This is a genomic window from Brevundimonas sp., assembly GCF_035999125.1.
Taxonomy (GTDB): domain Bacteria; phylum Pseudomonadota; class Alphaproteobacteria; order Caulobacterales; family Caulobacteraceae; genus Brevundimonas.
Map to the genome: position 1 here is coordinate 19,331 of NZ_DASYGX010000006.1, position 23,021 is coordinate 42,351.

Sequence of the window (23,021 nt, forward strand, 5' to 3'; positions counted from 1 at the left end):
GCGCTCCCGCCGGGAGCGCCGGCGTCAAATCACAGGATGGACTGACCGGTCTTGCCCCAGTCCGCCAGGAAGGCATCCAACCCCTTGTCGGTTAACGGGTGTTTGACCAAGGCCTTGAACGTCTCGGGCGGCAGGGTCGCCGCGTCCGCGCCGGCCAGCGCGGCCGCCGACACATGGCCCGCGTTGCGCAGGCTGGCGGCCAGGATCTCGGTCTCGAACCCGTGGATGTCGTACAGCGTCCGGATCTCCTCCAGCAGGCCGATCCCGTCGGCGCCGTGGTCTTCCAGCCGCCCCACGAACGGCGAGACGAAGGTCGCGCCCGCCTTGGCCGCCAGCAGCGCCTGCGCCGCCGAGAAGCACAGGGTGACGTTGGTCCGGATGCCCGTGTCCGCGAAGGCGCGGGCGGCGCGCAGCCCGTCGGTCGTCAGCGGCAGCTTCACCACCACGTTCGGGGCGATGGCGGCCAGCTTGTCGCCCTCGCGCACCATGGTCTCGAAATCGGTCGCCACGGCCTCGGCCGAGATCGGCCCCTCGACCAGGGCGCAGATTTCGGCGATGACCTCGGCGATGTTGCGACCGGACTTGGCGATCAGCGACGGATTGGTGGTCACGCCGTCCACCATGCCGGTGGGGACCATGTCCTTGATGACGGCGACGTCTGCGGTGTCGAGGAAGAGTTTCATGGGCGGCTCCTTAGCCGACCGGCCCCGCCCATGAAAGTCGCCTCCGTCCTCGTCCCCCTGCCGGTGGGCGAAGCCTTCGACTACGCCGTTCCCGACGATCTGGAGCTGGCGCGCGGCGATCAGGTCGCAGTGCCGCTGGGGCCCCGACTGCTGCGCGGCCTCGTTTCGGAGACGCACGAGGTCACCGGTTCGAACCGCAAGCTGAAGTCGGTCGACGCCCGGCTGGACGACCCGCCCCTGCCGGCCGGAACCATGGACTTCGTCGAGTGGGCCGCGCGCTGGACCCTGTCGCCGCCCGGCGAGATGGCGGCCATGGCGCTGAAGGGCCTGCGCGCGCCCGAGCCGAAGCCGACGGTGAAGCTGGTGCGCGATCCGACCGTCGAGCCTCAGCGCGCCACCGCCGCGCGCACCGCCGTTCTGGCCGCCGCGACCGGACCGCTGACCGCCGCTGACCTCGCCCGAGCCGCCGGCGTCTCGGCCGGCGTGATCAAGGGACTGGTCGATGAGGGCGTGCTGGCCCGCGTCGAGGCGCCCGCCGCGACGGACTTCCCCGTCCCCGAGCCAGCCCACGCCCCGTCCGACCTGAATGCGGACCAGTCCGCCGCGGCGGACGCTCTGGGAGCCGCGGTCGAGACCGGCGGCTTCCAACCCTTCCTGCTGGACGGCGTCACCGGCTCGGGCAAGACCGAGGCCTATCTGGAGGCCGCCGCCCGCGCCCTGGCCCATGACCCGACGGCCCAGGTGCTGATCCTCCTGCCCGAGATCGCGCTGACTCAAGCGTTGATCCAAAGGGTCGCGGCCCGCTTCGGCGCCGCCCCGGCGGAGTGGCATTCCGGCGTTTCCGGCCCCAGACGGCGTCAGGTGTGGCAGGGCGTCGTCTCAGGCCGCGCCCGGATCGTCGTCGGCGCCCGCTCCGCCCTGTTCTTGCCGTTCCCCAATCTGCGCCTGATCGTCGTCGATGAGGAACACGACGGCTCGTTCAAGCAGGAGGACGGCCTCGTCTATCACGGCCGCGACCTGGCCGTGGCCAGAGCCATGATCGAGGGCGCGACCGTCGTCCTCGCCTCCGCCACCCCGTCGCTGGAGACCTTGGCGAACGCCCGGGCCGGCCGGTACGGCTGGCTGCGGCTCAAGGCCCGGCACGGCGCGGCGGTGCTGCCCACGCTGGAACTTCTGGACCTGCGCGCGGACCCGCCCGAGCGCGACCGCTGGCTGTCGCCACGCCTCGTCGCCGACATGGCCGACGTCTTCGCTCGCGGCGAACAGACCCTGCTGTTCCTCAACCGGCGCGGTTACGCCCCCGTGGTCCTGTGCCGCGCCTGCGGTCACCGCCTTACCGCGCCCGACACCGACAGCTGGCTGGTGGAGCACCGCTACACCGGCCGGCTGGTCTGCCACCTGACCGGCTTCTCGATGCCCAGGCCCGCCCGCTGTCCGGAATGCGGCGCGGCCGACAGCCTGACCCCCGTCGGCCCCGGCGTGGAGCGGGTGGAGGAGGAGGTGCGGTCCCTGTTCCCGCAGGCGCGGACCGCCGTCTTCAGCTCCGACACCGCGCCCGACGCGGGCGCCGCGCGCAACCTGATCCGCCGCATGCAGGACGGCGAGATCGACGTCCTGGTGGCCACCCAGGCGGCCGCCAAGGGCCACAACTTCCCGCGCCTGACGCTGGTCGGCGTGGTCGACGCCGATCTCGGCCTGCGCGGCGGCGACCTGCGCGCGGCCGAGCGCACCTTTCAACTGTTGATGCAGGCGACCGGACGCGCCGGACGCGCCGACCGGCCCGGGCGCGCCCTGCTGCAGACCTGGACGCCCGAGCATCCGGTGCTCCAGACCCTCGTCGCAGGCGACCGAGACGCCTTCGTCGAGGCGGAGCTGGCCGAGCGCGAGGCCGCCGGCCTGCCCCCCTTCGGACGGCTGGCGGCGCTGATCCTGTCGGGCGAGAAGGCGGACGCGGTGGACAAGGCCGCGGGCCTGCTCGCCGGGTCGATCCCCAACGCCGAACGGCTCGAGGTCTACGGCCCCGCCGACGCGCCGCTGGCGCTGGTGCGCGGCCGCCGCCGCAAACGCCTGCTGGTCCGCGCCGACCGCGACGTCGACCTGCAGGGCTTCCTGCGCGCCTGGCTGGCGCGGGCGAAGCTGCCGTCCAGCGTGCGGCTGACGGTCGACGTCGACCCGTACAGCTTCCTCTAGCGGATCGTCTCCAGCACGCCGCGCGCGTCATAGACGGCGGCGCGTTCCGGCGCCGGGCCTCGCCCGGTGACGATCTCCAGCGTGGTCGTGGTCGGGGCCGGACCGCTGAAGTTGAGGCCCACGCCCACGCCGACGCCCGAGGACGAAAACCCGCCGTATCGGCCCGTGCCCGCGCCGACGGACAGGGAGGGCCGGATGCCGCCCGCGGAGTCCGGCCGCCCGTCGGTGTAGCGCTGCGTCACCTCGAACCAGTCGTCGCCGTTGGCCACCGTCAGCTCCGCCGCCCGGCGCAAGGCGAGGTCGGCCACCGGGCCGGGCGCGCCGACGCCGGAATAAGTCACGCGCCAACGGTTCGTCTCGATCCGCTGCTCGGCATAGCCCTGACCGCCCGATCCCGTCTGGGGGCCGTAAGGCGCGAGCGAGGCGCAGGCGGTGAGAGCCAGCGCGGCGGCGGACAGGGTCAGGATGCGGAACATGGCGGGTCTCCTCGGCGAAACAGCGCTCAGGTCAGGTCTTGCGTTCCCAGACCGGCGGCTTGGGTCAGGCGCAAGAAGTCCTCCGGCGGCGGGGCCGACACCGTGCGGTCTCCGCCCTCCGGATGGGGAAAGGTCAGCTTCCACGCGTGGAGCATGAGGCGCGGCGCGGGGGCCCCGGCCAGCGTCAGCGCGCCGCCGTAGCGCGCGTCCCCGACCAGGGCCCGGCCGATCGAGGCCATGTGCACCCGCAGCTGGTGCATGCGGCCGGTCAGGGGGCTGAGCTCGACCAGGGCCGCGTCGTCGGCCGCCGAAAGGGTGCGGTAGAGACTGGTGGAGGCCTGGGCGCCGGGTTCGTCGAGGGCGGCGACCCGCATATGGCTTTCGCGGCCGATCTCCGTGCGCAGGAGCGGCGTTTCGATGCGGCCGGAGCGCGGCTCGGGCGCGCCGGAGACCAGGGCGAGGTAGGTCTTCTTCAGCTTGTGCGCCTGGATCGCCTTGCCGAGGAAGCCCGCCGCCGGCTTGGTCTTCGCCGCGAGGATGACGCCGGAGGTGTCGCGGTCCAGCCGGTGCACCAGCTCGGGCCGCTTGCCGTTCGACCGGGCGAAGGCCCACAGCAGGTCGTCCAGCGTATGGGCGCGCACCCGCCCGCCCTGGCTGGACAGGCCCGCGGGCTTGTTCAGGACCAGCACGTGGGCGTCCTCCTGGAGGACGCACGACCGGACGGCGGCGATCTCTTCCGGCGTGAGCGCGGCGGGCTGGCGGGGAGCTTTCACCCCCCGGCCGTTAGCGCAGCACGCCCTTCTTGCCCATGGTCCAGGCGTACCAGGTGAAGAAGGCGCAGCCCGCGGCGATGACGCCGTTCATGACGTAGATCATCGGCGTCGCCACCTTCTGACCGTCCTGCATCATATAGCCCATCATCTCGCCCGCTCCGGCGACGACGTAGGTGTGGAAAAGGCTGAACAGGAAGGCGGCGAAGGACAGGCCGAAGACGGGAAAGGCCAGCCGACGGCGCAGCAGCAGAAGCAGCGACCCCAGCAGGGCGCCCCACACCCCGACGGCCCAGACCGCCGTCATCCAGGTCGGAAAGGCCTCATAGTAGGCCATCTGCTCGGGCGTCATGCCCATTTTCGTCAGGTACTCGGCCCCGCCGGTCATGCTCATCACATAGTCGTAGGCGCCGTAGCCGTTCCAAAGCACGGCGATCGCCCCAACCACCCACAGGTGCCACGGCGTCTTCACGGTCATGTCGGTCATCTTTCCCTCCCCAAGGTCGACCGGGAACGAGCCTGCGCCCGGAACGCGCCAATGGCAACGCTTTGGCGAATGCCGCGTGCGCCGCTAAACAGCGCCCATGACCGCGCCCCGACTGTTCATCGACGCCGACGCCTGCCCGGTGAAGGCCGAGGCCTTTCGCGTGGCCGAGCGGTGCGGTCTGCACGTCTTCGTGGTGTCCAACGGCTGGATCCAGCTGCCCCGCGCGGCCTTCATCGAACAGGTGGTGGTCGACGCCGGGCCGGACGTGGCCGACGACTGGATCGCGGAGCGTGTCGGGCCGGCCGACGTGGTGGTGACGTCCGACATCCCGCTGGCCGAGCGCTGCCTGGCGGGGGGCGCCCAGGCGATCAGGCCCAACGGCGACGCCTTCACCGCCGACTCCATCGGGTCGGCCCTGGCCGGGCGCATGGTGGGCGAGCACCTGAGGTCCATGGGCGTGGCCACGAGCGGGCCGCCGCCCTTCGGCCCGAAGGACCGATCGAACTTCCTGCAGGCGCTGGACCGCGCGGTGGCAGTGGCGCGGCGTCGCGCGGCCGGATGAACGCCCGCTCACGTTTCCGTCATCGTTTCGACGCATCGGTGCGTTCACTGTCCGGGCGAACGACGGTGTCATCCGTCGCGCCCGGCGGCTAGACCCCGATCGGCTGAGGAGGAATCGCTTCGCGATTCCGCCGATGTCGTGAATCGGGGTCCAGCATAAACCTGGGGTCTGATTCACCGCATCGTCGAAGCGCGAAGCGCTTCAACTCAGGCGGATCAGACCCTAGGGTCGATCGGGGCACTTCAGAGGGCGGCGATGGCGCGGTTCGGGTTGGACGGCTGGCGAGGTCAGGGCGGAGGCGGCGCGACGCGCACCCCGTTGCAGAAGGCCCTCTACTGGGGCGGCGTGCTGGCCGTCTGGGGGGTGATCTTCCTGGTCGCCTTCTTCGCCGTGTTCGCGCGCGGTCTGCCCGACACCTCGACGCTCTATGAAGTCGATCGCCAGCCCTCGATCACCTATCTGGACCGCAACGGCGCCCTGATCGCGGTGCGGGGCACCCAGCAGGCGCCGCCAGCCGACCTGAACGCCCTGCCGGACTATGTGCCCGCCGCCTTCATCGCCATCGAGGACCAGCGCTTCCGCTGGCACCCCGGCTTCGACCCCGTCGGCATGGTGCGGGCCATGGTCGCCAACATGCGGGCCGGCCGTGTGGTCCAGGGCGGCTCGACCATCACCCAGCAACTGGCCAAGAACCTGTTTCTGACGCCCGACCAGACCCTGCGCCGCAAGGTGCAGGAGCTGATGCTGGCGGTGTGGCTGGAGATGAAATTCTCCAAGGACGAGATCCTGGCCCTCTATCTGAACCGCGTCTATTTCGGCGCCGGCGCCTATGGCATCGAGGCGGCGTCCCAGCGCTATTTCGACAAGTCGGCCAAGGATCTGACGGTGGGCGAGGCGGCGCTGCTGGCGGGCCTGCTGAAGGCCCCGTCGCGCTACTCGCCCGTGTCCGAAAGCGAGCGCGCGGCGACCCGCGCCACCGTCGTTCTGGACGAGATGGAAGAAAGCGGCGTCATCACCGCCGATCAGCGCGCCGCCGCCGTGCTGGAGCCGGTGCGCGTGTCGCGGACGCTGGCGACCCAGCACGCCCAGTATTTCATCGACTGGCTGGACGCCGAGGTGCGCACCCTGATCGGCGACGATCCGGGCGAGGATCTGATCGTCGAGACGACGCTGGACTTGACGCTGCAGACCTCCGCCGAACGGGCCGTGCGGCGCATCCTGGAGCGCGACCGGTCCAAGGGCGTGCAGCAGGCCGCGCTGGTGGCCGTGGACGGCGACGGCCGGGTGCGCGCCATGATCGGTGGGGCCAGCTATGCCGACAGCCAGTTCAACCGGGCCGTCGACGCCCGGCGCCAGGCGGGGTCGGCGTTCAAGCCCTTCGTCTATCTGACCGCGCTGGAGGCCGGCTACACGCCCGAGACGCCGGTGGTGGACGAGCCGATCCGCATCGGCAGCTGGTCGCCGCGCAACTATTCGGGCGGATTCGCAGGACGCATGAACCTGTCCAGCGCCGTGGCCCAGTCGACCAACACGGTCGCGGTGCGCCTGGCCGACACCCTGGGCCGCGATCAGGTGGCGCGCACCGCGCGGCGCCTGGGCATCGAGAGCCGGGTGGGCCTGGAGCCGGCCATGGCGCTTGGCGCCGTCGAGGTCAGCCCGCTGGAGATGGCCCAGGCCTATGCCCCCTTCGCCAACGGCGGCAAGCGGGTGGAGGCCTATGGCATCACCCGCATCCGCACGCCCAAGGGGCGTGTGATCTATCAGCGCGGGGCCCGCGACGTGGGGGCGGTGCAGGCGATCTCCAACCCGCCGCTCTATTACATGAACCAGATGATGCGCGGCGTGATCACCGGCGGCACGGCGCGCTCGGTCGCCATCTCCGGCCGAGACCTGGCCGGCAAGACCGGCACCACCAGCGACTACAAGGACGCCTGGTTCGTCGGCTACACCGGCGGCTTCGTCACCGCCGTCTGGGTCGGCAAGGACGACAACACCGCCATGCGCGGCGTCACCGGCGGCGCGGCCCCGGCGGCGATCTGGAAAGGCTTCATGGAGGCGGCCCTTCCGCGCCTGAACGCCCCCCGGATTCCCGACGGCCCCCCCATGCCCGAGGGCTGGGTCCCGCCCGACCCCATGGGCGAGCTGATGGAGTCCATCGTCGATCCCTTCGCCGAGGGCGAGGAACTGGTCACCGGCGCCGAGGTCGAGCGCGACGCGCCCGAACCGACCGCCCCGCCCGTCGACCGCCCCGTGGTCCGCCCCACCGCGCCCCAGCCTGTCGATCCGCGACGCCCCGAGACGACGCCGCCGCCGGAGAAGAAGAGCGAGCCGCTGTTTTTCTGAGTCTTCCTTCTCCCTTTGCGGGAGAAGGATTCGTATCTCAGCCCACCGCGTGCAGGGCCGCGCCATGGTCGCGCAGCCATTTGCGGAAGGGCCGGTGGTCGCCGATCAGCCGCTGCACCACCGCCCAATAGGCCGGGCTGTGGTCGGCGTGGACCAGGTGCGCCACCTCGTGGGCGGCGAGGTAGTCCAGCACCGCCTCCGGCGCCATGACCACGCGCCAGCTGTAGCGGATGGTCCGGTTGTGCGGGCTGCACGAGCCCCAGCGGGTGCGGGAGTCGGTGATCGACAGCCGGACCGGCGCCTGACCCAGGGCCGCGCGGTGAACCTCCGTGCGCTCCGTCAGGCGACGGCGCGCCTCGGCTTTCAGGAAGTTCAGCACGCGGCGGGAGAAGGCCTCGCCCTCTCCGCCCGCGCGGATCGCCGCGCCGGCCTCGGTCTCGACCAGACGGGCGGCGGCCGCGGTCCCGGTGGCCTCCAGCCGCACGGCGCGGCCGGCCAGCAGGATCTCCTGACCGGGCGCCAGCGGCGCGGCGTCAGGCCGCGCGGCCAGCCGTTCGGCGATCCACAGGGCCCGGCTGCGGGCGAAATCCACGGCCTGGGGCAGGGTGCGCACGGACGGGGCGATCACCACCGCCTCGCCCGCCCGGCCGTCGATGCGCACCGACAGGCGACGCGCCCGGCGGTTGACCGACAGGCGCAGGGTCAGCGGCGCGCCGCCGCCCGGCCGCTCAAGCCGCAGCCGCGCGCCGTCCTGGAACTGCGTCATGGAGGGCCTGATTGCGGGCGATGAAGTCGCGCACGCGGGGATAGATGTCGTCGCGGAAACGGCGACCGTTGAAGACGCCGTAGTGGCCGACGTCGGGGTTGACGTACAGCTCGCGCCGGTCGTCGGGGATCGAGGTGCACAGGCCGTGCGCCGCCTGGGTCTGGCCGACGCCGGAGATGTCGTCCTTCTCGCCCTCGACCGTCATCAGGCCGACGTCCGCGATCGCCGTCAGATCGACGCGCCGCCCGCGATGGTCCAGGAGGCCCCGGGCCAGCAGGTGCTGCTGGAAGACGATGTCGATGGTCTGGAGATAGAACTCCTCGGTCAGGTCCAGCACCGAGAGATATTCGTCATAGAATTCCGCGTGCTTCTCGGCCGCGTCGCCGTCGCCTCGGACCAGGTTGGCGAAATAGTCCTGATGCGCGTCGCGGTGCCGATCCTCGTTCATCGACATGAAGCTGTAGAGCTGGACGAAGCCCGGATAGACCCGCCGCCCGGCCCCCGGATAGGGCAGGGGCACGGTGTGGATCATGTTCGACCGGAACCAGGTGAAGGGCTTCTGCTCGGCCAGCTGGTTGGTCGCGGTCGGCGACAGGCGCGCGTCGATCGGCGAGCCCATGAAGGTCATGGAGGCCGGGCGGTTCGGATCGCCGTCCATGGCCATGACGGCGACGGCCGCCAGCACCGGCGGCCCGGGCTGGCACACGCCGACGACGTGCGCGCCCGGCCCGACCCTGGCCAGCATGGTCCGCACGTGATCCACGTAATCGAAGAAGTCGAAGCGTCCTTCCAGCATCGGCACCTGACGGGCGTTGACCCAGTCGGTGACGTAGACGTCGCAGTCCTGGATGAAGGCCTCGACGGTGCCGCGCAGCAGGGTGGCGTAATGGCCCGACAGGGGCGCCACGATCAGCACCGCCGGAGCGTCCGCCGGCTTGCCTGCGCGGCGCAGGTCGGCGGGATTGCGGGCGAAGCGGATCAGCCGGCACCACGGCGAGGACCACACCGTCTCCTCGACCGTGCGCACGTCCACGCCGTTCACCGAAACGACGTCCAGACCCCAGGCCGGTTTGCCGTAGCGGCGCGTCAGACCCTCGAACACCTCCGCCGCGGCCGCGGCCGAGCGCGCCATGAGCGTGTCGGCGGCCGGGTTGAACGGGTGGGTCCAGAAGGTCTTGGCGGCCTGGGCCCCCAGACGGAACGGCGTCGCCCCGTAATAGGCGAGCTCGTGAAGCGTATACAGCATGCGAATCCTGAAGGCGGCCCGCCCGATGCGGCAGGGCAGCATAGAACGCCCCGCACTGCAAAAGGATTATCGGTGGACGCCCATCGGCTGGGTCGGCGTCTCCGCCAGCGAAAGCAGGGTCGGGGCGTCGGTCAGCGCCGGAAGGCCTGAGCGTCCCCTGAGGTCGTTGATCCGGCGACGACGACGCTCCGCTCGGGCGAGGCGCGCGGGATCTGACAGATCGACCCCTCCATAGACCCGCGCCACGATCACCTCCCATGCCTGGGCGGTCTTGTCGGCGAACAGCGGGCTCCAGATCGGTCCGGTCGGTTCCTCCATCTCAGGCCGTGGCTCGGGCTGGAGGAAGGTCTGGGCCAGGCGGTCGTGCGCGATCTGGAGCCCGATTCCTTCGATTTCGCTGGCCTCGGCGTCGGCCAGGATTTCGTCCCCCGTCAGGACGCCGCGCGCGATCATGTCGGCGACGTCGCCGAACTCGTTCACGGCGTTCGCCCAGGCGATGTGATGGTCCAGCAGCAGCCTGACCTGGTCCGGTCCGAGAATCGGCATCACGGTCTGCAGGGCGTTCTCGGCTCTGGCCACGTGCTCTCGGGCCGCGTCGCACAGCTTGAACAGGGCGAAGGCCAGCTCGTCGGCCTTCTTGTCCGACCGGTCTTCCATGGCGTCGAGGGCCAGAATCGCCACGCCCTGCAGGCGCGAGCCCAGCTCGAGCACCTTGAGATAACTCAGCATGATCCGCCCCAAGGCGACCCGCCGCGTCGGCCTCCAGCGCCGGTCCGTCCACTTCTCGATCACCCAGGGCAGCAGCAGGGTGAGCAGCAGCACGTCGGCCGCGAGAAACGGCAACCCTGCGACGACGTTAAGCCAGAAGTCGTCCGGGTTGGACGTCACCAGTTGAAAGAGCCAGAACATCCGTCCTCCGTCGCCAGTCGGGCACGCCTCTTGGCGCTTCCGATGGATGGCGAGCGTTCGCCGAACCGTCAAATGCCGGCCGGCCCTCCACTGGACACGGGGGTGTGGCGCGTGAAGATGTCCGGCATGCCCGACAGCCGAACGCCCGAGCCCGACTTCGCCCCAGATCCCGCCTTCACGGCCGGATCTCTCGCGGCGGCGGAATGGCCGTTGTGCCATGTGCGGTTACAGACGGACGCGCGGTTTCCCTGGCTGATCCTGCTGCCCCGGCGCGCCGGGCTGATCGAGATCGAAGACCTGACCCCGGCCGAGCGCGCTCTGTTGATCGAGGAGACGGTGCGGGCCGGGCAGGTCGTGCGGGCGCTGGGTGAGGCCCAAGGTCGCTCGGTGGAGAAGCTGAACGTCGCGGCGCTGGGCAACGTCACGCGTCAGCTGCACGTGCACGTGGTCGGGCGGCGCCGCGACGACGGTCTGTGGCCCGATCCCGTGTGGGGACGCGGTGCCGCGACGCCTCTGGTCGATCCGGCACGGGCGCTGGAGATCGTCCGGGCGGGCTAGCGGGCCAGACGCACGGCCCGTCGGCGGTCGTCCGCCCCCACGAAGGCGCCGGACCAGCCTTCCTCGGACCACGCCAGCTCAAGACGGCCGCCGCCTTCCAGCGCTAGAGCAAGCCGATCTGGATCGCGGCCCAGCGTGGAGACGCCGCCCCGGTCGGCGCCCTCCGCCTCGCGCCACGCCCCCTCGACCGGCAGGCCGACGCCGGGATCGGACAGGACGAGGCGCATCAGCGGCCGGCCGCGCTCGTCGACGACCGACCACCGGCCGTCCATCGGACCGGCCAGGGCGTCCATGCTGAGCTCGGCGGAGGCGACGCCTTGGGCGTAGGCGGTTTCGGCGGTCGCCGGTTCGGCCTCGTACTGGCCGCCGTAGGCGTCCACAGTGACCGGCGCGGCGATCGGCGCGCGGCTCGGACGCGCGGCGGCGTCGCCCTGGGCCGTCTCGCGGCCGAAGTCGGAGGGCGGTTCGAACGGCCGCACCGGCGGCGGCGCATAGGCGGGCACGGGTTCGGGCGCCGGCGGCGGGTCCTGGGCGACCAGGCCCGAGAGCGAAACGGCGGCGGCCAGCGCGGCGAACATCCTCGCAAACTGACCCGGATCGGCCGAAATCGGCAAGTCCGGGCATCGGCCACGCGCATTCTTGCCGCAGTGCGGGAGCCTTCGTTGACGCCCGCCGCGACCATGACCTAAAGCCAGTGCCGATCGGCGCGAAATCCCCGCGTCAACTGAGAATTGTTCGCATGTCGAAGCCCTCTCCGAACGGCGCGGCGGCGGAGGACCAGACGGGTCGCTTCGTCGTCCAGCCGAACGGCCGCGTCCGCCCCCTGTCCCCCCACCTGCAGGTCTGGCGCTTCCACCTGACGATGCTGGGGTCGATCCTGAACCGCGGCGCCGCCGTCGCCATGTCGGTGGGGATCCTGTTCGTCGTGGCCTGGTTGGGCGCCCTGGCGTTCGGGCCCGAGGCGCATGAGGCGTTCGCCTCCGTGATGGGATCGCCGTTCGGCCTGCTGATCTGGTTCGGCCTGACGCTGGCGGGTGCCTATCACCTGACCGCGGGCGTGCGGCACCTGATCTGGGACGCCGGCGCGGGCCTGTCTCCGAAGGCGGCGACCACCCTGACCGCCGTCAGCCTGATCGCCGCGGCCGTCATCGCCGTCGGCTTCTTCGCCGCCCTGTTCGCCGCCGGAAAGGTGACCCTGTGAGCCGCGTCGACAAGGCCTTCCGCAAGGGGGTGAAGGTGTCCGAGCGCCACGGCGCCGGCGAATGGACGGCCGAGCGGCTGTCGTCGCTGGTTCTGATCCCGCTGACGCTGTGGGGCCTGTGGAGCGCCTGGACCGTCGCGGGCGCGGGCTACGACGGCGCCGTCGCCTGGCTGGGGCGGCCGGTGAACGCGGCGATCCTGGCCGGCCTGCTGCTGATCGGCCTGTGGCACACGCGCATGGGCCTTCAGGTCGTGGTCGACGACTACATCCACCGCCCCTCCAGCCGCACCCTGCTGCTGGGCCTGATCTCTCTGGTCTGCCTGACGCTGGCGGCCGCCGGGGTCTTCTTCATCGTGCGCCTGGCCGTGGGGTCCGCCCCTCTGCCGGCCGGCTTCGGGATCTGACCGTCTGATGAGCGCCTACCAGTTCGTCGATCACGCCTATGACGTCGTCGTCGTCGGAGCCGGCGGCTCCGGGCTTCGTGCGGCCTTGGGCGCGGCGCAAGCCGGCCTGAAGGTCGCCTGCGTCACCAAGGTGTTCCCGACCCGCAGCCACACCGTCGCGGCCCAGGGCGGCATCTCCGCCAGCCTCGGCAACATGGGCGAGGACAGCTGGCAGTGGCACATGTACGACACCGTCAAGGGGTCGGACTGGCTGGGCGACCAGGACGCCATCGAGTACCTGGTCCGCGAGGCGCCCAGGGCGGTCTATGAGCTGGAGCACTGGGGCGTGCCCTTCTCGCGCACCGAGGACGGCAAGATCTATCAGCGCGCCTTCGGCGGCATGACGCGCAACTTCGGCGAAGGCCCGGTCCAGCGCACCTGCGCCGCCGCCGACCGCACCGGCCACGCCATGCTGCACACCCTGTACGGACAGTCGGTGCGGCGCGAGGTGGAGTTCTTCATCGAATACTTCGCGTTGGACCTGATCATGCAGGACGGCGCCTGCACCGGCGTGACGGCGTGGAAGCTGGACGACGGCGCCCTGCACCGATTCCGCGCCAAGCTGGTGATCCTGGCCACCGGCGGCTACGGCCGGGCCTATTTCTCGGCCACCAGCGCCCACACCTGCACCGGCGACGGCAACGCCATGGTCCTGCGCGCCGGCCTGCCGTGCCAGGACATGGAGTTCGTCCAGTTCCACCCGACCGGCATCTACGGCGCCGGCTGCCTGATCACCGAGGGCGCGCGCGGCGAGGGCGGCTACCTGACCAACTCCGAGGGCGAGCGGTTCATGGAACGCTATGCCCCCAACGCCAAGGATCTGGCCTCGCGCGACGTCGTCTCGCGCTCCATGACCATCGAGATCCGCGAGGGGCGCGGCGTGGGCCCGAACAAGGACCACATCTTCCTGCACCTGGATCACCTCGACCCGAAGATCCTGCACGAGCGCCTGCCCGGCATCTCCGAAAGCGCCAAGATCTTCGCCGGGGTGGACGTGACGAAGCAGCCGATCCCGGTGCTGCCGACGGTGCACTACAACATGGGCGGCATCCCCACGAACTATCACGGCGAGGTGCTGACCAAGCGCGACGGCAACCCCGACGCCGTGGTGCCCGGCCTGATGGCGGTGGGCGAGGCGGCCTGCGTGTCGGTGCACGGCGCCAACCGCCTGGGCTCCAACTCGCTGATCGACCTCGTCGTCTTCGGCCGCGCCGCAGGGCTGCGCGCCGGCGAGATCGTGGACAAGGGCTCCGCCGTGCCGGACGCGCCGGCGTCGGCCACCGACGGCCACCTGGCCCGTTTCGACCGCTTCCGAAACGCCGCCGGCTCGACGCCCACGGCCGAGCTGCGGATCCAGATGCAGCGCGCCATGCAGTCGGACGCGGCGGTGTTCCGCACCGGCAAGACGCTTCAGGAAGGCGTGGACAAGCTGCGCGCCATCGACGCGGCGGGCGTCGACATCAAGACGACCGACCGCGGCCTGATCTGGAACACCGACCTGGTCGAGACGCTGGAATACGACAACCTGATCGCCCAGGCCCTGGTCACCATCGAGGGCGCGCTGAACCGCAAGGAATCCCGCGGCGCCCATGCGCGGGAGGACTATCCGGACCGCGACGATCAGAACTGGATGAAGCACACCCTGGCCTGGAAGCGGCCGGGCGAGCAGGTGGTCCTGGATGACCGGCCGGTGCACGCCTACACCATGACGAACGAGATCGAGTACATCGCGCCGAAGGCCCGGGTTTACTGATGGTCCAGCTCACCCTCCCCAAGGGCTCCCAGCCCCGGACCGGCAAGGTCCACAAGGCCCCCAAGGGCGCCAAGAACGTCAAGACCTACAAGGTCTATCGCTACGACCCCGAGGTCGACGCCAATCCGCGCTGGGACGTGTTCGAGGTCTCGGCCGACGACCACGGCCCGATGCTGCTGGACGCCCTGATCCACATCAAGAACACCATCGACCCCAGCCTGACCTTCCGCCGGTCGTGCCGGGAAGGCATCTGCGGCTCGTGCTCGATGAACGTCGACGGGCGCAACGCGCTGGCCTGCACCAAGGGCTGGGACGAGTGCCGGTCCTCGACCATCGCCGTCGCCCCCCTGCCGCACCAGCCGGTGGTGAAGGACCTGGTGACCGACCTGTCGCTGTTCTACGCCCAGTACGATTCCATTCAGCCCTACCTCCAGTCCGACGCGCCGGACCCGGAGAAGGAGCGGCTGCAGAGCCCGCAGGACCGCGAGAAGCTGGACGGTCTGTACGAGTGCATCCTGTGCGCCTGCTGCTCGACCAGCTGCCCCAGCTACTGGTGGAATCAGACGGAGTATCTGGGTCCGGCCGCCCTGCTGCAGGCCTACCGCTGGATCGCCGACAGCCGCGACGACGCGACGGACAAGCGCCTCGACGACCTCGAGGACCCGTTCAAGCTCTACCGCTGCCACACGATCATGAACTGCGCGCAGGTGTGCCCCAAGGGCCTGAACCCGGCCAAGGCCATCGCCGAGACCAAGAAGCTGATGGTCTCGCCGGCGCGCAAGAAGTCGAAGGTCGAGGCCTGACTTGGCGAAGATCACCTACGTCGAGCACGACGGCCGCGAGCATGTGGTCGAGGTGAAGAACGGGCTCTCCGTGATGGAGGGCGCCATCCGCAACAATGTGCCGGGCATCGACGCGGATTGCGGCGGGGCCTGCGCCTGCGCCACCTGCCACGTCTACGTCGACGAGGGTTTTCTGGCGGAAACCGGCCGCGCCTCGCCGATGGAGGAATCCATGCTGGACTTCGCCGACAACATTCAGCCCAACAGCCGTCTGTCGTGCCAGATCCGCGTGTCGAACGAGCTGGACGGTCTGATCGTGCGCCTGCCGGAAAGCCAGCACTGAGCGCGAACCCGGACATGGTCGCCCGGGTGGGGCGACTGATCGAGGCCGGTCCGTCCGATCGGCCGGCACGCATCGCGATCGTGGGCGCGCAGGGGTCGGGCAAGACGACGCTGGCGCGCGCCGCCGCCGCCCGTTTCGGCGCCGCCCAGATCTCGATCGACGACGTCTATCTGACGCGAGCCGAGCGCGAGGCCCTGGCCCACGAGGTCCACCCGCTGTTCGTGACGCGCGGCCCGCCGGGAACGCACGACCTGAAGATGCTGACGGCGCTGATGAATCGGCTCTCGGGGGCGCGGCCGGGGGAGGAGACGCCCCTGCCCGACTTCGACAAGCGCGGCGACGACCGCGTGCCCCCGGACCGCTGGCGCGTCTTCGGGGGCCGCCCCCGCGCCATCCTGATCGACGCCTGGTGCCTCGGCGCGCGACCGGAGGACGAAGCGGCGCTGGAACCGCCGATCAACGCCCTGGAGCGGGACCGAGATTCGGACGGGGTCTGGCGGCGCGCGGTGAACGGCTTCGTCGGCGGAGCCTACGCAGACTTCGCGGCGGGGCTGGATGCCGTGCTGTTCCTGAAGGCGCCGGGCTTCGACGTGGTCTTGGACTGGCGCTGCCAGCAGGAGGCCGACCTGCTGGGCGTGACGCCCACGGACCTGCCCGTCGAGGAGCGGACCCGGCTGGCGAGCTTCATCCAGTATTTCGAGCGCGTCACCCGTCGCATGCTGACGGGCGGCGTGCAGGCCGACGTGACGGTTTCACTGGATCGAAACCGGGTTCCGGTTGAGGTCGCGGCATGACCGCCGAACGCCGCCTCGAGATCCGCCTGCCCGCCGACGGCCGCGGCCTTCTGGTCGGGCCGGGCGTGGAGCAGGCCTGCAAGCTGGTGGACCAGTCGGCGTCCGGGCTGCGGGTTAGGCTGGACCGGTCCGCCGCCCTGCCGCGCGACCTGACGATCGTCGACGTCCCCGGCGGCGTGGCCACGCCGGTGAACGTCGTCTGGCAGAAAGGCCAAGAGGCCGGACTGAAGCGGGCGGGCGACGGCGCCACACTGCGCGGCCTGGTGCCGGGGCGTCTGGTTCCGGTCCGCGACGCCTGGCGACGTGCCGGCGGCCGGTAGGGAGCCGCCGGAGCGACGGACTTCGGCGCCTCGCCGCGTCAAAGGACGAAAGGGAGCCGCCGCATGTCCCCTGAGTCCTCAGAGCTGAACGCCGCCCTCGCCCTCGGGCGTTTCGGGTACGGCGCGGGCCCGGGCGAGATCGCCCGCGTCGCCGCAGACCCCCGTGGCTGGCTCGAAGCCCAGATGACGGCAGGTGGAGCCCTGCAACCCGAGGGGGATTTTCCCGGCGCGGCCCAGCAGCTGGCCGTCTTCGAAGCCTATCGTGAAGGTTTGCGGCCCGACGGATCGGACCCGGCGGCGGACGGCAGTCCCGAGGCCCAGGCCGCCGTCGAGCGACGGCAGGAACAGAGACGGGCCCTGACGCAGCAGTCCGCCCAGGCCTTTCTGGCCCGCGCCCGGCACGCCGTGACCACCCCCGCCCCGTTCGCCGAACGGTGGGCCGCCTTCTGGGCCAACCAGGTCACCGTGTCGGCGACTAAGTTCCAGAGCGCGATCTTCATCGACTCCTACGAGCGCGAGGCCGTCCGTCCGAACGTCTTCTCCCGGTTCGAGGATCTTCTGATCGCCTGCGAGAGCCACCCGGCGATGCTGCTGTATCTCGATCAGGCGCAGTCGGTCGGTCCGGACAGTCCGGCCGGGCGACGGCGCGAGGCGGGACTGAACGAAAATCTGGCGCGTGAGATCCTGGAGCTGCACACCGTCGGAGCCGACGGCGGATACGCCCAGTCCGACGTCACCGAACTGGCGCGGGCGTTGACCGGCTGGTCGATCGACGCCGGGCAGGACGCGCGCCGGGCGCCCCGAGCCCGCATGCAGGCCGGACGCGGCAGGGCGCGCCAGGATAGGAACGAACGGGTTTCCGGCCTCTCCGACGGCTTCCTCTTCCGGGAGGTGATCCACCAGCCGGGCGAACGCCGCGTCATGGGCAGCATCTATGCCGACGCCGGCGCGGCGCAGGGAGCCGCCATCCTGCGTGATCTGGCCCGAGCGCCGCAGACCGCGCGCCGACTTTGCGCCCGCATCGCCGCCCATTTCACCGCCGACGCGCCGGATCCGGCTCTGGTCGAGGCGCTGGAGCGGGCATGGACAGGCTCGGGAGGCGACCTCGGCGTCGTGGCCCGGGCCCTGATCGCCGCGCCGCAGGCCTGGACCCCCGAGGCGGTGAAGATGAAGACGCCCTATGATTTCGTCATCTCGGCGCACCGGGCCCTCGGCGTCGCGCCGCGCCGGATCCAGGATCTGGCCCCCTCGCTCGAAGCCATGGGGCAGCCGGCCTGGCGTCCGCCCTCCCCGGAAGGCTGGCCAGATCAGGCGGCCGACTGGGCCGGGCCGGATGCGCTGGTCAAGCGTCTGGACTGGTCGCGCGAGGCGGCGGCGCGGATGGAGGCGGCCGGGATCGATCCCGTGACCCTGACCCAAAGCGCCCTGGGCCCACGCGTCGGCCCCCGCACTCTGGAGGCCGTTCGCCGCGCCGAAAGCCGCGTCGAGGGGCTGACCCTTCTGCTCATGTCTCCGGAGTTCCAGCGCCGATGACCCACCTCCACAGACGACGCCTCCTGTCCGGGGCCCTGGGCCTGAGTCTGATCGGCGCGGGCCGGGTGAAGGCCGCCGCGGCCGGGGCCCGTCCCAAGTTGATCCTGCTGATCGCGCGGGGCGCGCTGGACGGGCTCAGCCTGACGGTTCCTTGGGCCGATCCGAACCACATCCCGCTGCGCCGCGACCTCGCCGTTCCGGCTCCGGGCCAGGACGGCGGGGCGTTGGACCTGATCGAGGGGTTCGGCCTCCACCCGTCGATGCCCGGAGTCCATGCCCTGTTCCGGGCCGGTCAGGTGCGGTTCGCGCCCGCGGTGGCCATTCCGGCGCGCATCCGCTCGCATTTCGACGCCCAGGACGTTCTGGAAAGCGGGGCGGAGACGGTGCGCGGCCAGACCGACGGCTGGCTGAACCGGGCTCTGGCCGCATCGGGCGGCGTCGCTTTGACCGGCCTTGCGGTCGGCGCCCAGACGCCTCTGGTGCTGCGCGGGGCCGCGCCCGTCAGCGGCTGGGCCCCGGGACGGGAGATCGAGGGCGGGGACCGGATCGCCGCTCAGCTCATGGACCTGTATGCCGGCGACCCCCTCCTCGGCCCGAACCTCGCACGCGGGCTGGAGACCAACGCCATGGCCGAGAGCGGTCGGATCGGCCGCAACGACGTCGCCGCCCTGGGTCTGGCGGTGGCGCGGCTGATGACGGGCGAACAGGGCGCCGACGTCGTGGCGGTGTCCGTCGACGGCTGGGACACCCATGCGCGTCAGGCCCCGCAGATGACCCAGAGGCTGGCGGGACTGGACGGACTGATCGGCGGACTGAAGGACGGTCTGGGCGAAGAATGGTCCCGCACTGTGATGATCCTGGCCACGGAATTCGGGCGAACGGCGCGGGTCAACGGGACCAACGGCACCGACCACGGCACCGCGTCGTCGCTGCTTCTCATGGGCGGAGCGATCCGGGCCGGAGGCCTGATCGGCGACTGGCCCACCCTGGCCGAGGCCCGCCTTTATGAAGGCCGAGACCTGGCCCCGACGCTGGACGTGCGCGCGGTGTTCAAGGGCGTGCTGCGGGATCACATCGCCGTCGACCGCGCCGCGCTGGACACGACGGTCTTCCCGGGCGCGACGGGCGAGGCGCGACCGATCGACGGCTTGGTTTGAGCTTGCATTGACGGGGTGACGCGACCGCGTCATCGGGCGGCATGCCCACCGAGCTCGTCCTGCCCATAGACCCCGAGCGCTATGCGGCCTTCCTGGCCGTCATGGCCGTGATGGCGGTCACGCCGGGACCGGCGAACCTGTTTTCCGTCGCCAACGGCATGGCGCGGGGCAAGCGCGCGGTTCTGCTGGGCGTGGTCGGCATGAGCGCCGCGACCCTCGTCTGGTTCAGCGCGGCGGCTCTGGGACTGGGGGCCTTGGTCACGGCGTTTCCCGACGCGTTTCGCCTGATCGCCTGGGCCGGCGCCCTGTATGTCGCCTGGCTGGGCGCGAAGTCGCTGTGGGCGGCCCGCCGGCCCGCGACCGAGACGGCCGAGGCGCCGCCGATCCGGCTGGGGCGGGGGCCCCTCGTCGACGGCTTCCTGGTTCAGCTGTCCAATCCCAAGGCCGTGCTGTTCTTCACCGCCGTGCTGCCGCCCTTCATGGATCCGGCCAGGCCGGCGGCGCCCCAGTTCGCGCTGTTCGCCGCGGCCACCATCGGCATGGATTTCGTCACCATGAGCGCCTACGGCCTGGGCGGGGCCGCGCTGGCGCGGGTCATGACCCGGCCGGGCGTGCGTCGCGGGTTCGACGCGGCCGTGGGCATCCTGTTGCTGACCGCAGCGGCCCTGATCGGCCTGCGGCATTGACGCCGGGAACCCGCGCGTTCAGCCTTCGTTCAGCCGCATTGAGGGTCAATTGCGCCGGATGGAGAACCTCATGAAACTCAACGGAAAATCACTTCGTGCAGTGGGCCTGGCGACGGCCGCGGCCCTGCTGGTTTCGGCCTGCGCCACCGCCACGGCCTATGGTCCGGCCGATGCGGGCGGGCGCTATGGCTATTCCGAGCAGCGCCTGGAAAGCGACCGGTATCGCGTCACCTTCGCGGGAAACTCCGTCACGTCGCGCGAGCAGGTCGAGATGTCCCTGCTGCTGCGTGCGGCCGAACTGACGGTGCAGAGCGGCTATGACTGGTTCTCCACGGCCCAGCGCGCCACCGACCGCGACACCCGCTACGTGCCGACCGGAAGCGGCTATCTGGACCGATATGGCCCCTATTGGAGCCCCTATTGGCGCTTTTACAGCCGCGGCGCCTGGAGCCCGTTCGGCCCGCGCTGGGCGTCGGACTACGACGTGCGCCAGATCGATCGCTATGAGGCGACGGCCGAGATCGTCATGGGCCGCGGCGCCAAGCCCCAGGGCGACGCCGACGCCTTCGACGCCCGCGAAGTCATCGCCAACGTCGGCCCGCGCGTCAGGATGTGAACGAAGGAGGCGGTCGCCACGGCCGCCTCTCAGCCCTAACCCAGGCGAGGATTTCTCAGCCGGCGTTTGTTGGTGTGCGTCTCGGGCGCCGTGCCCAGATCCTCCGGAATCTCGCCCTTGAAGTAGAACCGCTGCCACGCCTCCTTGGCGGCGGCCGGGTCGCCGCCGGCCAGGCGCTTGTTGAAGTCGGTGCGCTGGCGGTTCCAGGCCTCGAACTGGCCCTGCATCACCGGATTGCTGTCCAGCGCGCGGACCACCGGATCGACCTGCTCCATCTTGCGGTGCTCGACCAGGGTGATGAAGCAGAAGGGCTCGCCCCGCTCGAACCGAACCCGGCCCGGCCGCGTGAACAGCCAATTCATGGTGAAGGGAAACGGCAGCCAGTCGGTCTCGATCAGGCCGGTCAGCGCCTGGATGCCGTCCTTGATGTGGTTGGGCGCGCCCATGCACAGCATGCCCCAGCCCGGCGGCGTCCGGAACAGATACTGGGGGTGCATGGTCACCACGCCCTGGGTGAAATGCGAGGTGACGAAATGCTCCAGCTCCGGCGTCGGCCGGTCGCCGGTGATCTTGATGTCCTCCTTCAGCGGCCCGCCGTTCCACTCGGCCGTGAAGCCATAGGGACATAGAAGCTCCCACCCCGTGGTGTTCGCCATGTTCAGCGGAAGACATTTGTATGGGTGGCGAGAGGAGAAGGCGTCCATCCAGGCGCGGGCCTGGCGCCCCGGCACCAGATCCGGCGGGCGGGCGGACATGGGGAAGCATTCGAGTTCCAAGACGCGGCTCCGATGCGCTACTGAAGCGGTCCCTCCTCCTAACCGCCCGTCCCCGCCGCCGCCAAGAGCCGATGACGCCGCCGTTCGACCGTGACCGCCTGCTGGACTGGATGACGATCCAGGGCCTGTCGCCCGTCACCCGCGACCATGCGCCGGTGTTCCGGGTCGAGGAGGGGCTGGAGCTGAAGGCGTCGATGCCCGGCGCCCACACCAAGAACCTGTTCCTGAAGGACAAGAAGGGCGCCGTCTGGCTGGTCTCGGCGCGTCAGGACACGCTCGTGGACCTTAAGCGTCTGCCGCGCGCGATCGGCGCGGATCGGCTGTCGTTCGGGCGGGAGGAGCTGTTGTGGGAGCTTCTGGGCGTGCGGCCGGGCTCGGTGACCGCCCTGGCCCTGATCAACGACCCGGATCATCGCGTGATCTTCGTGCTGGACCGCGCCCTGTGGGAGGCCGACGTCGTCAACTTCCACCCCCTGACCAATGCGGCGACCACCGCCCTGTCGCAGGAGGAGTTCCGCGCCTTTCTGAACGCTCTGGACCGGCGGCCGATCGTCGTGGATTTCTCGGACGTCGAGGCCGGGCCGCGACGTCTCGTCTGACCCTTTGCGTTTCTCCCGCCGCGTGACCATCTGCGGAGCCGACCGGCCGGACCGGAGTTGAAGAGAAGACCATGACCCTGACCGACGCCTCCCCCTCCCCAGATCTTGGCGACCTGATCAAGGACGGCTCCGACGCCGGCTTCATGGCCGACGTGGTCGAGGCGTCGAAGACCCAGCCGGTGATCGTCGACTTCTGGGCGACCTGGTGCGGCCCGTGCCGCCAGCTTACGCCCGCGCTGGAGAAGGCGGTGCGCGCGGCCAAGGGCGGCGTGAAGCTGGTCAAGATCGACGTGGACAAGAACCCCGCCTACGCCGGCCAGCTGCGGGTGCAGTCCATCCCGACCGTCTATGCCTTCAAGGACGGCCAGCCGATCGACGGCTTCCAGGGCGCCGTCCCGGAAAGCCAGATCAAGGCCTTCATCGAGCGCCTGACGGGCGAGGGCGGCGTTTCGGACGTCGAGAACCTGCTGGCGCTGGGCAATGAGTCGCTGGGTCTGGACGACATCGGCGGCGCGGCTCAGGCCTTCGCCGAGGTGCTGTCGATAGACCCCGGCAACGTGAAGGCCGTCACCGGCATGGCGCGGGTCTATCTGGCCACCGGCGACCGCGAGCAGGCGATCCAGACGCTGGCCATGGTGCCGGCCACCTCGACCGACCCCGACGTTCAGGCCGTGCGCGCTCAACTGGCCCTCAGTTCGGCCACGGCGCAGGACGACGGCGCGACGGCCGACCTGCGCGCCAGGGTGGCGGCCAGCCCTGGCGACTGGCAGGCGCGCCACGACCTGGCCCAGGCCCTGGCCGCTCAGGGCGACTTCAAGGGCGCCGTGGACGAGCTGCTGGAGATCGTGCGCGCCGACCGGGAGTGGAACGATCAGGCCGCGCGCAAGACCCTTCTGACCGTGTTCGACGCGGCCGGCGCCGGTTCCGACGTCGCCCGCGACGGCCGCCGCCGCCTGTCGTCGATCCTGTTCGCCTGATGCCCGCCCTCAAGCAGCGAGCGACCGCGTCGCGAGCGGTAGGACAACCAT

Annotated in this window: 26 protein-coding genes; 17 read left to right on the forward strand and 9 right to left on the reverse strand. The window is 70.8% G+C overall.

Annotated elements, in window-relative coordinates; genetic code table 11:
• Positions 1-29: 29 nt before the first annotated feature.
• Positions 30-683, reverse strand: a complete 654-nt coding sequence (fsa, locus tag VGN45_RS03955; RefSeq protein ID WP_327459572.1) for a fructose-6-phosphate aldolase — start codon at positions 681-683, stop codon at positions 30-32.
• Between the two features lie 30 nt (positions 684-713).
• Between fsa and VGN45_RS03960 the strand changes: the two genes are divergently transcribed.
• A complete protein-coding gene (locus VGN45_RS03960) occupies positions 714-2,873 on the forward strand; it encodes a primosomal protein N' (protein WP_327459574.1) in 2,160 nt (719 codons plus the stop codon).
• Here VGN45_RS03960 and VGN45_RS03965 read toward each other — a convergent pair.
• Genes VGN45_RS03965 through VGN45_RS03975 form a run of 3 tightly spaced genes read right to left on the reverse strand, consistent with a single transcriptional unit; the run spans position 2,870 to position 4,606 of the window.
• Entirely contained in the window at positions 2,870-3,349 is a 480-nt protein-coding gene (locus VGN45_RS03965; protein WP_327459576.1) for a CC0125/CC1285 family lipoprotein, read from the reverse strand. The two genes, VGN45_RS03960 and VGN45_RS03965, sit on opposite strands and share 4 nt — an antisense overlap.
• 26 nt (positions 3,350-3,375) lie before the next feature.
• Complete coding sequence (locus VGN45_RS03970; RefSeq protein WP_327459578.1) at positions 3,376-4,122, reverse strand: RluA family pseudouridine synthase; 747 nt, start codon at positions 4,120-4,122, stop codon at positions 3,376-3,378.
• A 10-nt stretch (positions 4,123-4,132) separates the two neighbouring features.
• Positions 4,133-4,606 (reverse strand): hypothetical protein, encoded by a 474-nt coding sequence (locus VGN45_RS03975; protein ID WP_327459580.1) that lies wholly within the window; start codon positions 4,604-4,606, stop codon positions 4,133-4,135.
• Positions 4,607-4,703: 97 nt separating this feature from the next.
• On the opposite strand from VGN45_RS03975, the gene VGN45_RS03980 reads away from it, so the two are divergent.
• Positions 4,704-5,168 (forward strand): YaiI/YqxD family protein, encoded by a 465-nt coding sequence (locus VGN45_RS03980; RefSeq protein ID WP_327459582.1) that lies wholly within the window; start codon positions 4,704-4,706, stop codon positions 5,166-5,168.
• A gap of 255 nt (positions 5,169-5,423) precedes the next feature.
• Positions 5,424-7,511: a PBP1A family penicillin-binding protein gene (locus tag VGN45_RS03985; RefSeq protein ID WP_327459584.1), complete on the forward strand. Its 2,088-nt coding sequence runs from the start codon at positions 5,424-5,426 to the stop codon at positions 7,509-7,511.
• A 37-nt stretch (positions 7,512-7,548) separates the two neighbouring features.
• Here the strand turns inward: VGN45_RS03985 and VGN45_RS03990 are convergent, their stop codons facing one another.
• From VGN45_RS03990 to VGN45_RS04000, 3 genes are all read right to left on the reverse strand, one after another.
• Entirely contained in the window at positions 7,549-8,277 is a 729-nt protein-coding gene (locus VGN45_RS03990; RefSeq protein WP_327459587.1) for a SprT family zinc-dependent metalloprotease, read from the reverse strand.
• A complete protein-coding gene (locus VGN45_RS03995) occupies positions 8,240-9,523 on the reverse strand; it encodes a polyhydroxyalkanoate depolymerase (protein ID WP_327459589.1) in 1,284 nt (427 codons plus the stop codon). The genes VGN45_RS03990 and VGN45_RS03995 overlap by 38 nt, the downstream gene beginning before the upstream one ends.
• A gap of 66 nt (positions 9,524-9,589) precedes the next feature.
• Positions 9,590-10,432 (reverse strand): hypothetical protein, encoded by an 843-nt coding sequence (locus tag VGN45_RS04000; protein ID WP_327459591.1) that lies wholly within the window; start codon positions 10,430-10,432, stop codon positions 9,590-9,592.
• Between the two features lie 126 nt (positions 10,433-10,558).
• Here VGN45_RS04000 and VGN45_RS04005 point away from each other — a divergent pair, with 126 nt between their 5' ends.
• Positions 10,559-10,990, forward strand: coding sequence for an HIT domain-containing protein (locus tag VGN45_RS04005; protein WP_327459593.1), 432 nt, complete (start codon positions 10,559-10,561; stop codon positions 10,988-10,990).
• On the opposite strand, the gene VGN45_RS04010 is transcribed toward VGN45_RS04005, so the two are convergent.
• Complete coding sequence (locus VGN45_RS04010) at positions 10,987-11,568, reverse strand: hypothetical protein (protein WP_327459595.1); 582 nt, start codon at positions 11,566-11,568, stop codon at positions 10,987-10,989. The two genes, VGN45_RS04005 and VGN45_RS04010, sit on opposite strands and share 4 nt — an antisense overlap.
• Positions 11,569-11,729: 161 nt before the next feature.
• On the opposite strand from VGN45_RS04010, the gene sdhC reads away from it, so the two are divergent.
• From sdhC to VGN45_RS04065, 11 genes are all read left to right on the forward strand, one after another.
• A complete protein-coding gene (gene sdhC / locus VGN45_RS04015) occupies positions 11,730-12,191 on the forward strand; it encodes a succinate dehydrogenase, cytochrome b556 subunit (RefSeq protein WP_327459597.1) in 462 nt (153 codons plus the stop codon).
• Complete coding sequence (gene sdhD / locus VGN45_RS04020; RefSeq protein WP_327459599.1) at positions 12,188-12,595, forward strand: succinate dehydrogenase, hydrophobic membrane anchor protein; 408 nt, start codon at positions 12,188-12,190, stop codon at positions 12,593-12,595. Before sdhC ends, sdhD begins: the two co-directional genes overlap by 4 nt.
• A gap of 7 nt (positions 12,596-12,602) precedes the next feature.
• Positions 12,603-14,387 (forward strand): succinate dehydrogenase flavoprotein subunit, encoded by a 1,785-nt coding sequence (gene sdhA, locus VGN45_RS04025; protein WP_327459602.1) that lies wholly within the window; start codon positions 12,603-12,605, stop codon positions 14,385-14,387.
• Positions 14,387-15,190 carry a succinate dehydrogenase iron-sulfur subunit gene (locus VGN45_RS04030; RefSeq protein ID WP_327459604.1) on the forward strand — a complete coding sequence of 268 codons (804 nt, stop codon included), beginning with the start codon at positions 14,387-14,389 and terminating at the stop codon, positions 15,188-15,190. The genes sdhA and VGN45_RS04030 overlap by 1 nt, the downstream gene beginning before the upstream one ends.
• Before the next feature lies 1 nt (position 15,191).
• Complete coding sequence (locus VGN45_RS04035) at positions 15,192-15,512, forward strand: 2Fe-2S iron-sulfur cluster-binding protein (protein WP_327459606.1); 321 nt, start codon at positions 15,192-15,194, stop codon at positions 15,510-15,512.
• 14 nt (positions 15,513-15,526) lie between these two features.
• A complete protein-coding gene (locus tag VGN45_RS04040; RefSeq protein WP_327459608.1) occupies positions 15,527-16,306 on the forward strand; it encodes a kinase in 780 nt (259 codons plus the stop codon).
• Positions 16,303-16,626, forward strand: a complete 324-nt coding sequence (locus VGN45_RS04045) for a PilZ domain-containing protein (protein ID WP_327459610.1) — start codon at positions 16,303-16,305, stop codon at positions 16,624-16,626. The genes VGN45_RS04040 and VGN45_RS04045 overlap by 4 nt, the downstream gene beginning before the upstream one ends.
• Before the next feature lie 63 nt (positions 16,627-16,689).
• Positions 16,690-18,159: a DUF1800 domain-containing protein gene (locus tag VGN45_RS04050; RefSeq protein ID WP_327459612.1), complete on the forward strand. Its 1,470-nt coding sequence runs from the start codon at positions 16,690-16,692 to the stop codon at positions 18,157-18,159.
• Positions 18,156-19,316, forward strand: a complete 1,161-nt coding sequence (locus tag VGN45_RS04055) for a DUF1501 domain-containing protein (protein WP_327459614.1) — start codon at positions 18,156-18,158, stop codon at positions 19,314-19,316. The genes VGN45_RS04050 and VGN45_RS04055 overlap by 4 nt, the downstream gene beginning before the upstream one ends.
• A 41-nt stretch (positions 19,317-19,357) precedes the next feature.
• The gene (locus tag VGN45_RS04060; protein ID WP_327459616.1) at positions 19,358-20,002 is read left to right on the forward strand and encodes a LysE family translocator; all 645 of its coding nucleotides are present in this window, start codon (positions 19,358-19,360) and stop codon (positions 20,000-20,002) included.
• Positions 20,003-20,072: 70 nt separating this feature from the next.
• Positions 20,073-20,618 carry a CC0125/CC1285 family lipoprotein gene (locus VGN45_RS04065; protein ID WP_327459618.1) on the forward strand — a complete coding sequence of 182 codons (546 nt, stop codon included), beginning with the start codon at positions 20,073-20,075 and terminating at the stop codon, positions 20,616-20,618.
• 35 nt (positions 20,619-20,653) lie between these two features.
• Here the strand turns inward: VGN45_RS04065 and VGN45_RS04070 are convergent, their stop codons facing one another.
• Entirely contained in the window at positions 20,654-21,394 is a 741-nt protein-coding gene (locus tag VGN45_RS04070) for a DUF6065 family protein (protein WP_327459620.1), read from the reverse strand.
• Between the two features lie 71 nt (positions 21,395-21,465).
• Between VGN45_RS04070 and VGN45_RS04075 the strand changes: the two genes are divergently transcribed.
• On the forward strand, positions 21,466-21,993 hold the full coding sequence (locus VGN45_RS04075) for a prolyl-tRNA synthetase associated domain-containing protein (RefSeq protein ID WP_327459621.1): 528 nt from the start codon (positions 21,466-21,468) through the stop codon (positions 21,991-21,993).
• 71 nt (positions 21,994-22,064) lie between these two features.
• Positions 22,065-22,970: a thioredoxin gene (gene trxA, locus VGN45_RS04080; RefSeq protein WP_327459622.1), complete on the forward strand. Its 906-nt coding sequence runs from the start codon at positions 22,065-22,067 to the stop codon at positions 22,968-22,970.
• The last annotated feature ends 51 nt before the right edge of the window (positions 22,971-23,021 follow it).

Excerpts from the sequence above, each read along its gene's own strand:
- VGN45_RS04075 (WP_327459621.1), top strand. The coding sequence starts at position 21,466 with ATGACGCCGCCGTTCGACCGTGACCGCCTGCTGGACTGGATGACGATC.
- sdhC (WP_327459597.1), top strand. The coding sequence starts at position 11,730 with ATGTCGAAGCCCTCTCCGAACGGCGCGGCGGCGGAGGACCAGACGGGT.
- VGN45_RS03985 (WP_327459584.1), top strand. The coding sequence starts at position 5,424 with ATGGCGCGGTTCGGGTTGGACGGCTGGCGAGGTCAGGGCGGAGGCGGC.
- VGN45_RS03990 (WP_327459587.1), bottom strand. The coding sequence starts at position 8,277 with ATGACGCAGTTCCAGGACGGCGCGCGGCTGCGGCTTGAGCGGCCGGGC.
- VGN45_RS04050 (WP_327459612.1), top strand. The coding sequence starts at position 16,690 with ATGTCCCCTGAGTCCTCAGAGCTGAACGCCGCCCTCGCCCTCGGGCGT.
- fsa (WP_327459572.1), bottom strand. The coding sequence starts at position 683 with ATGAAACTCTTCCTCGACACCGCAGACGTCGCCGTCATCAAGGACATG.
- VGN45_RS03980 (WP_327459582.1), top strand. The coding sequence starts at position 4,704 with ATGACCGCGCCCCGACTGTTCATCGACGCCGACGCCTGCCCGGTGAAG.
- VGN45_RS04060 (WP_327459616.1), top strand. The coding sequence starts at position 19,358 with ATGCCCACCGAGCTCGTCCTGCCCATAGACCCCGAGCGCTATGCGGCC.
- VGN45_RS03975 (WP_327459580.1), bottom strand. The coding sequence starts at position 4,606 with ATGACCGACATGACCGTGAAGACGCCGTGGCACCTGTGGGTGGTTGGG.
- VGN45_RS04055 (WP_327459614.1), top strand. The coding sequence starts at position 18,156 with ATGACCCACCTCCACAGACGACGCCTCCTGTCCGGGGCCCTGGGCCTG.
- VGN45_RS03960 (WP_327459574.1), top strand. The coding sequence starts at position 714 with ATGAAAGTCGCCTCCGTCCTCGTCCCCCTGCCGGTGGGCGAAGCCTTC.
- trxA (WP_327459622.1), top strand. The coding sequence starts at position 22,065 with ATGACCCTGACCGACGCCTCCCCCTCCCCAGATCTTGGCGACCTGATC.
- VGN45_RS03995 (WP_327459589.1), bottom strand. The coding sequence starts at position 9,523 with ATGCTGTATACGCTTCACGAGCTCGCCTATTACGGGGCGACGCCGTTC.
- VGN45_RS03965 (WP_327459576.1), bottom strand. The coding sequence starts at position 3,349 with ATGTTCCGCATCCTGACCCTGTCCGCCGCCGCGCTGGCTCTCACCGCC.
- VGN45_RS04005 (WP_327459593.1), top strand. The coding sequence starts at position 10,559 with ATGCCCGACAGCCGAACGCCCGAGCCCGACTTCGCCCCAGATCCCGCC.
- VGN45_RS04000 (WP_327459591.1), bottom strand. The coding sequence starts at position 10,432 with ATGTTCTGGCTCTTTCAACTGGTGACGTCCAACCCGGACGACTTCTGG.
- VGN45_RS04065 (WP_327459618.1), top strand. The coding sequence starts at position 20,073 with ATGAAACTCAACGGAAAATCACTTCGTGCAGTGGGCCTGGCGACGGCC.
- VGN45_RS04030 (WP_327459604.1), top strand. The coding sequence starts at position 14,387 with ATGGTCCAGCTCACCCTCCCCAAGGGCTCCCAGCCCCGGACCGGCAAG.
- sdhA (WP_327459602.1), top strand. The coding sequence starts at position 12,603 with ATGAGCGCCTACCAGTTCGTCGATCACGCCTATGACGTCGTCGTCGTC.
- VGN45_RS04045 (WP_327459610.1), top strand. The coding sequence starts at position 16,303 with ATGACCGCCGAACGCCGCCTCGAGATCCGCCTGCCCGCCGACGGCCGC.
- VGN45_RS04010 (WP_327459595.1), bottom strand. The coding sequence starts at position 11,568 with ATGTTCGCCGCGCTGGCCGCCGCCGTTTCGCTCTCGGGCCTGGTCGCC.
- VGN45_RS04040 (WP_327459608.1), top strand. The coding sequence starts at position 15,527 with ATGGTCGCCCGGGTGGGGCGACTGATCGAGGCCGGTCCGTCCGATCGG.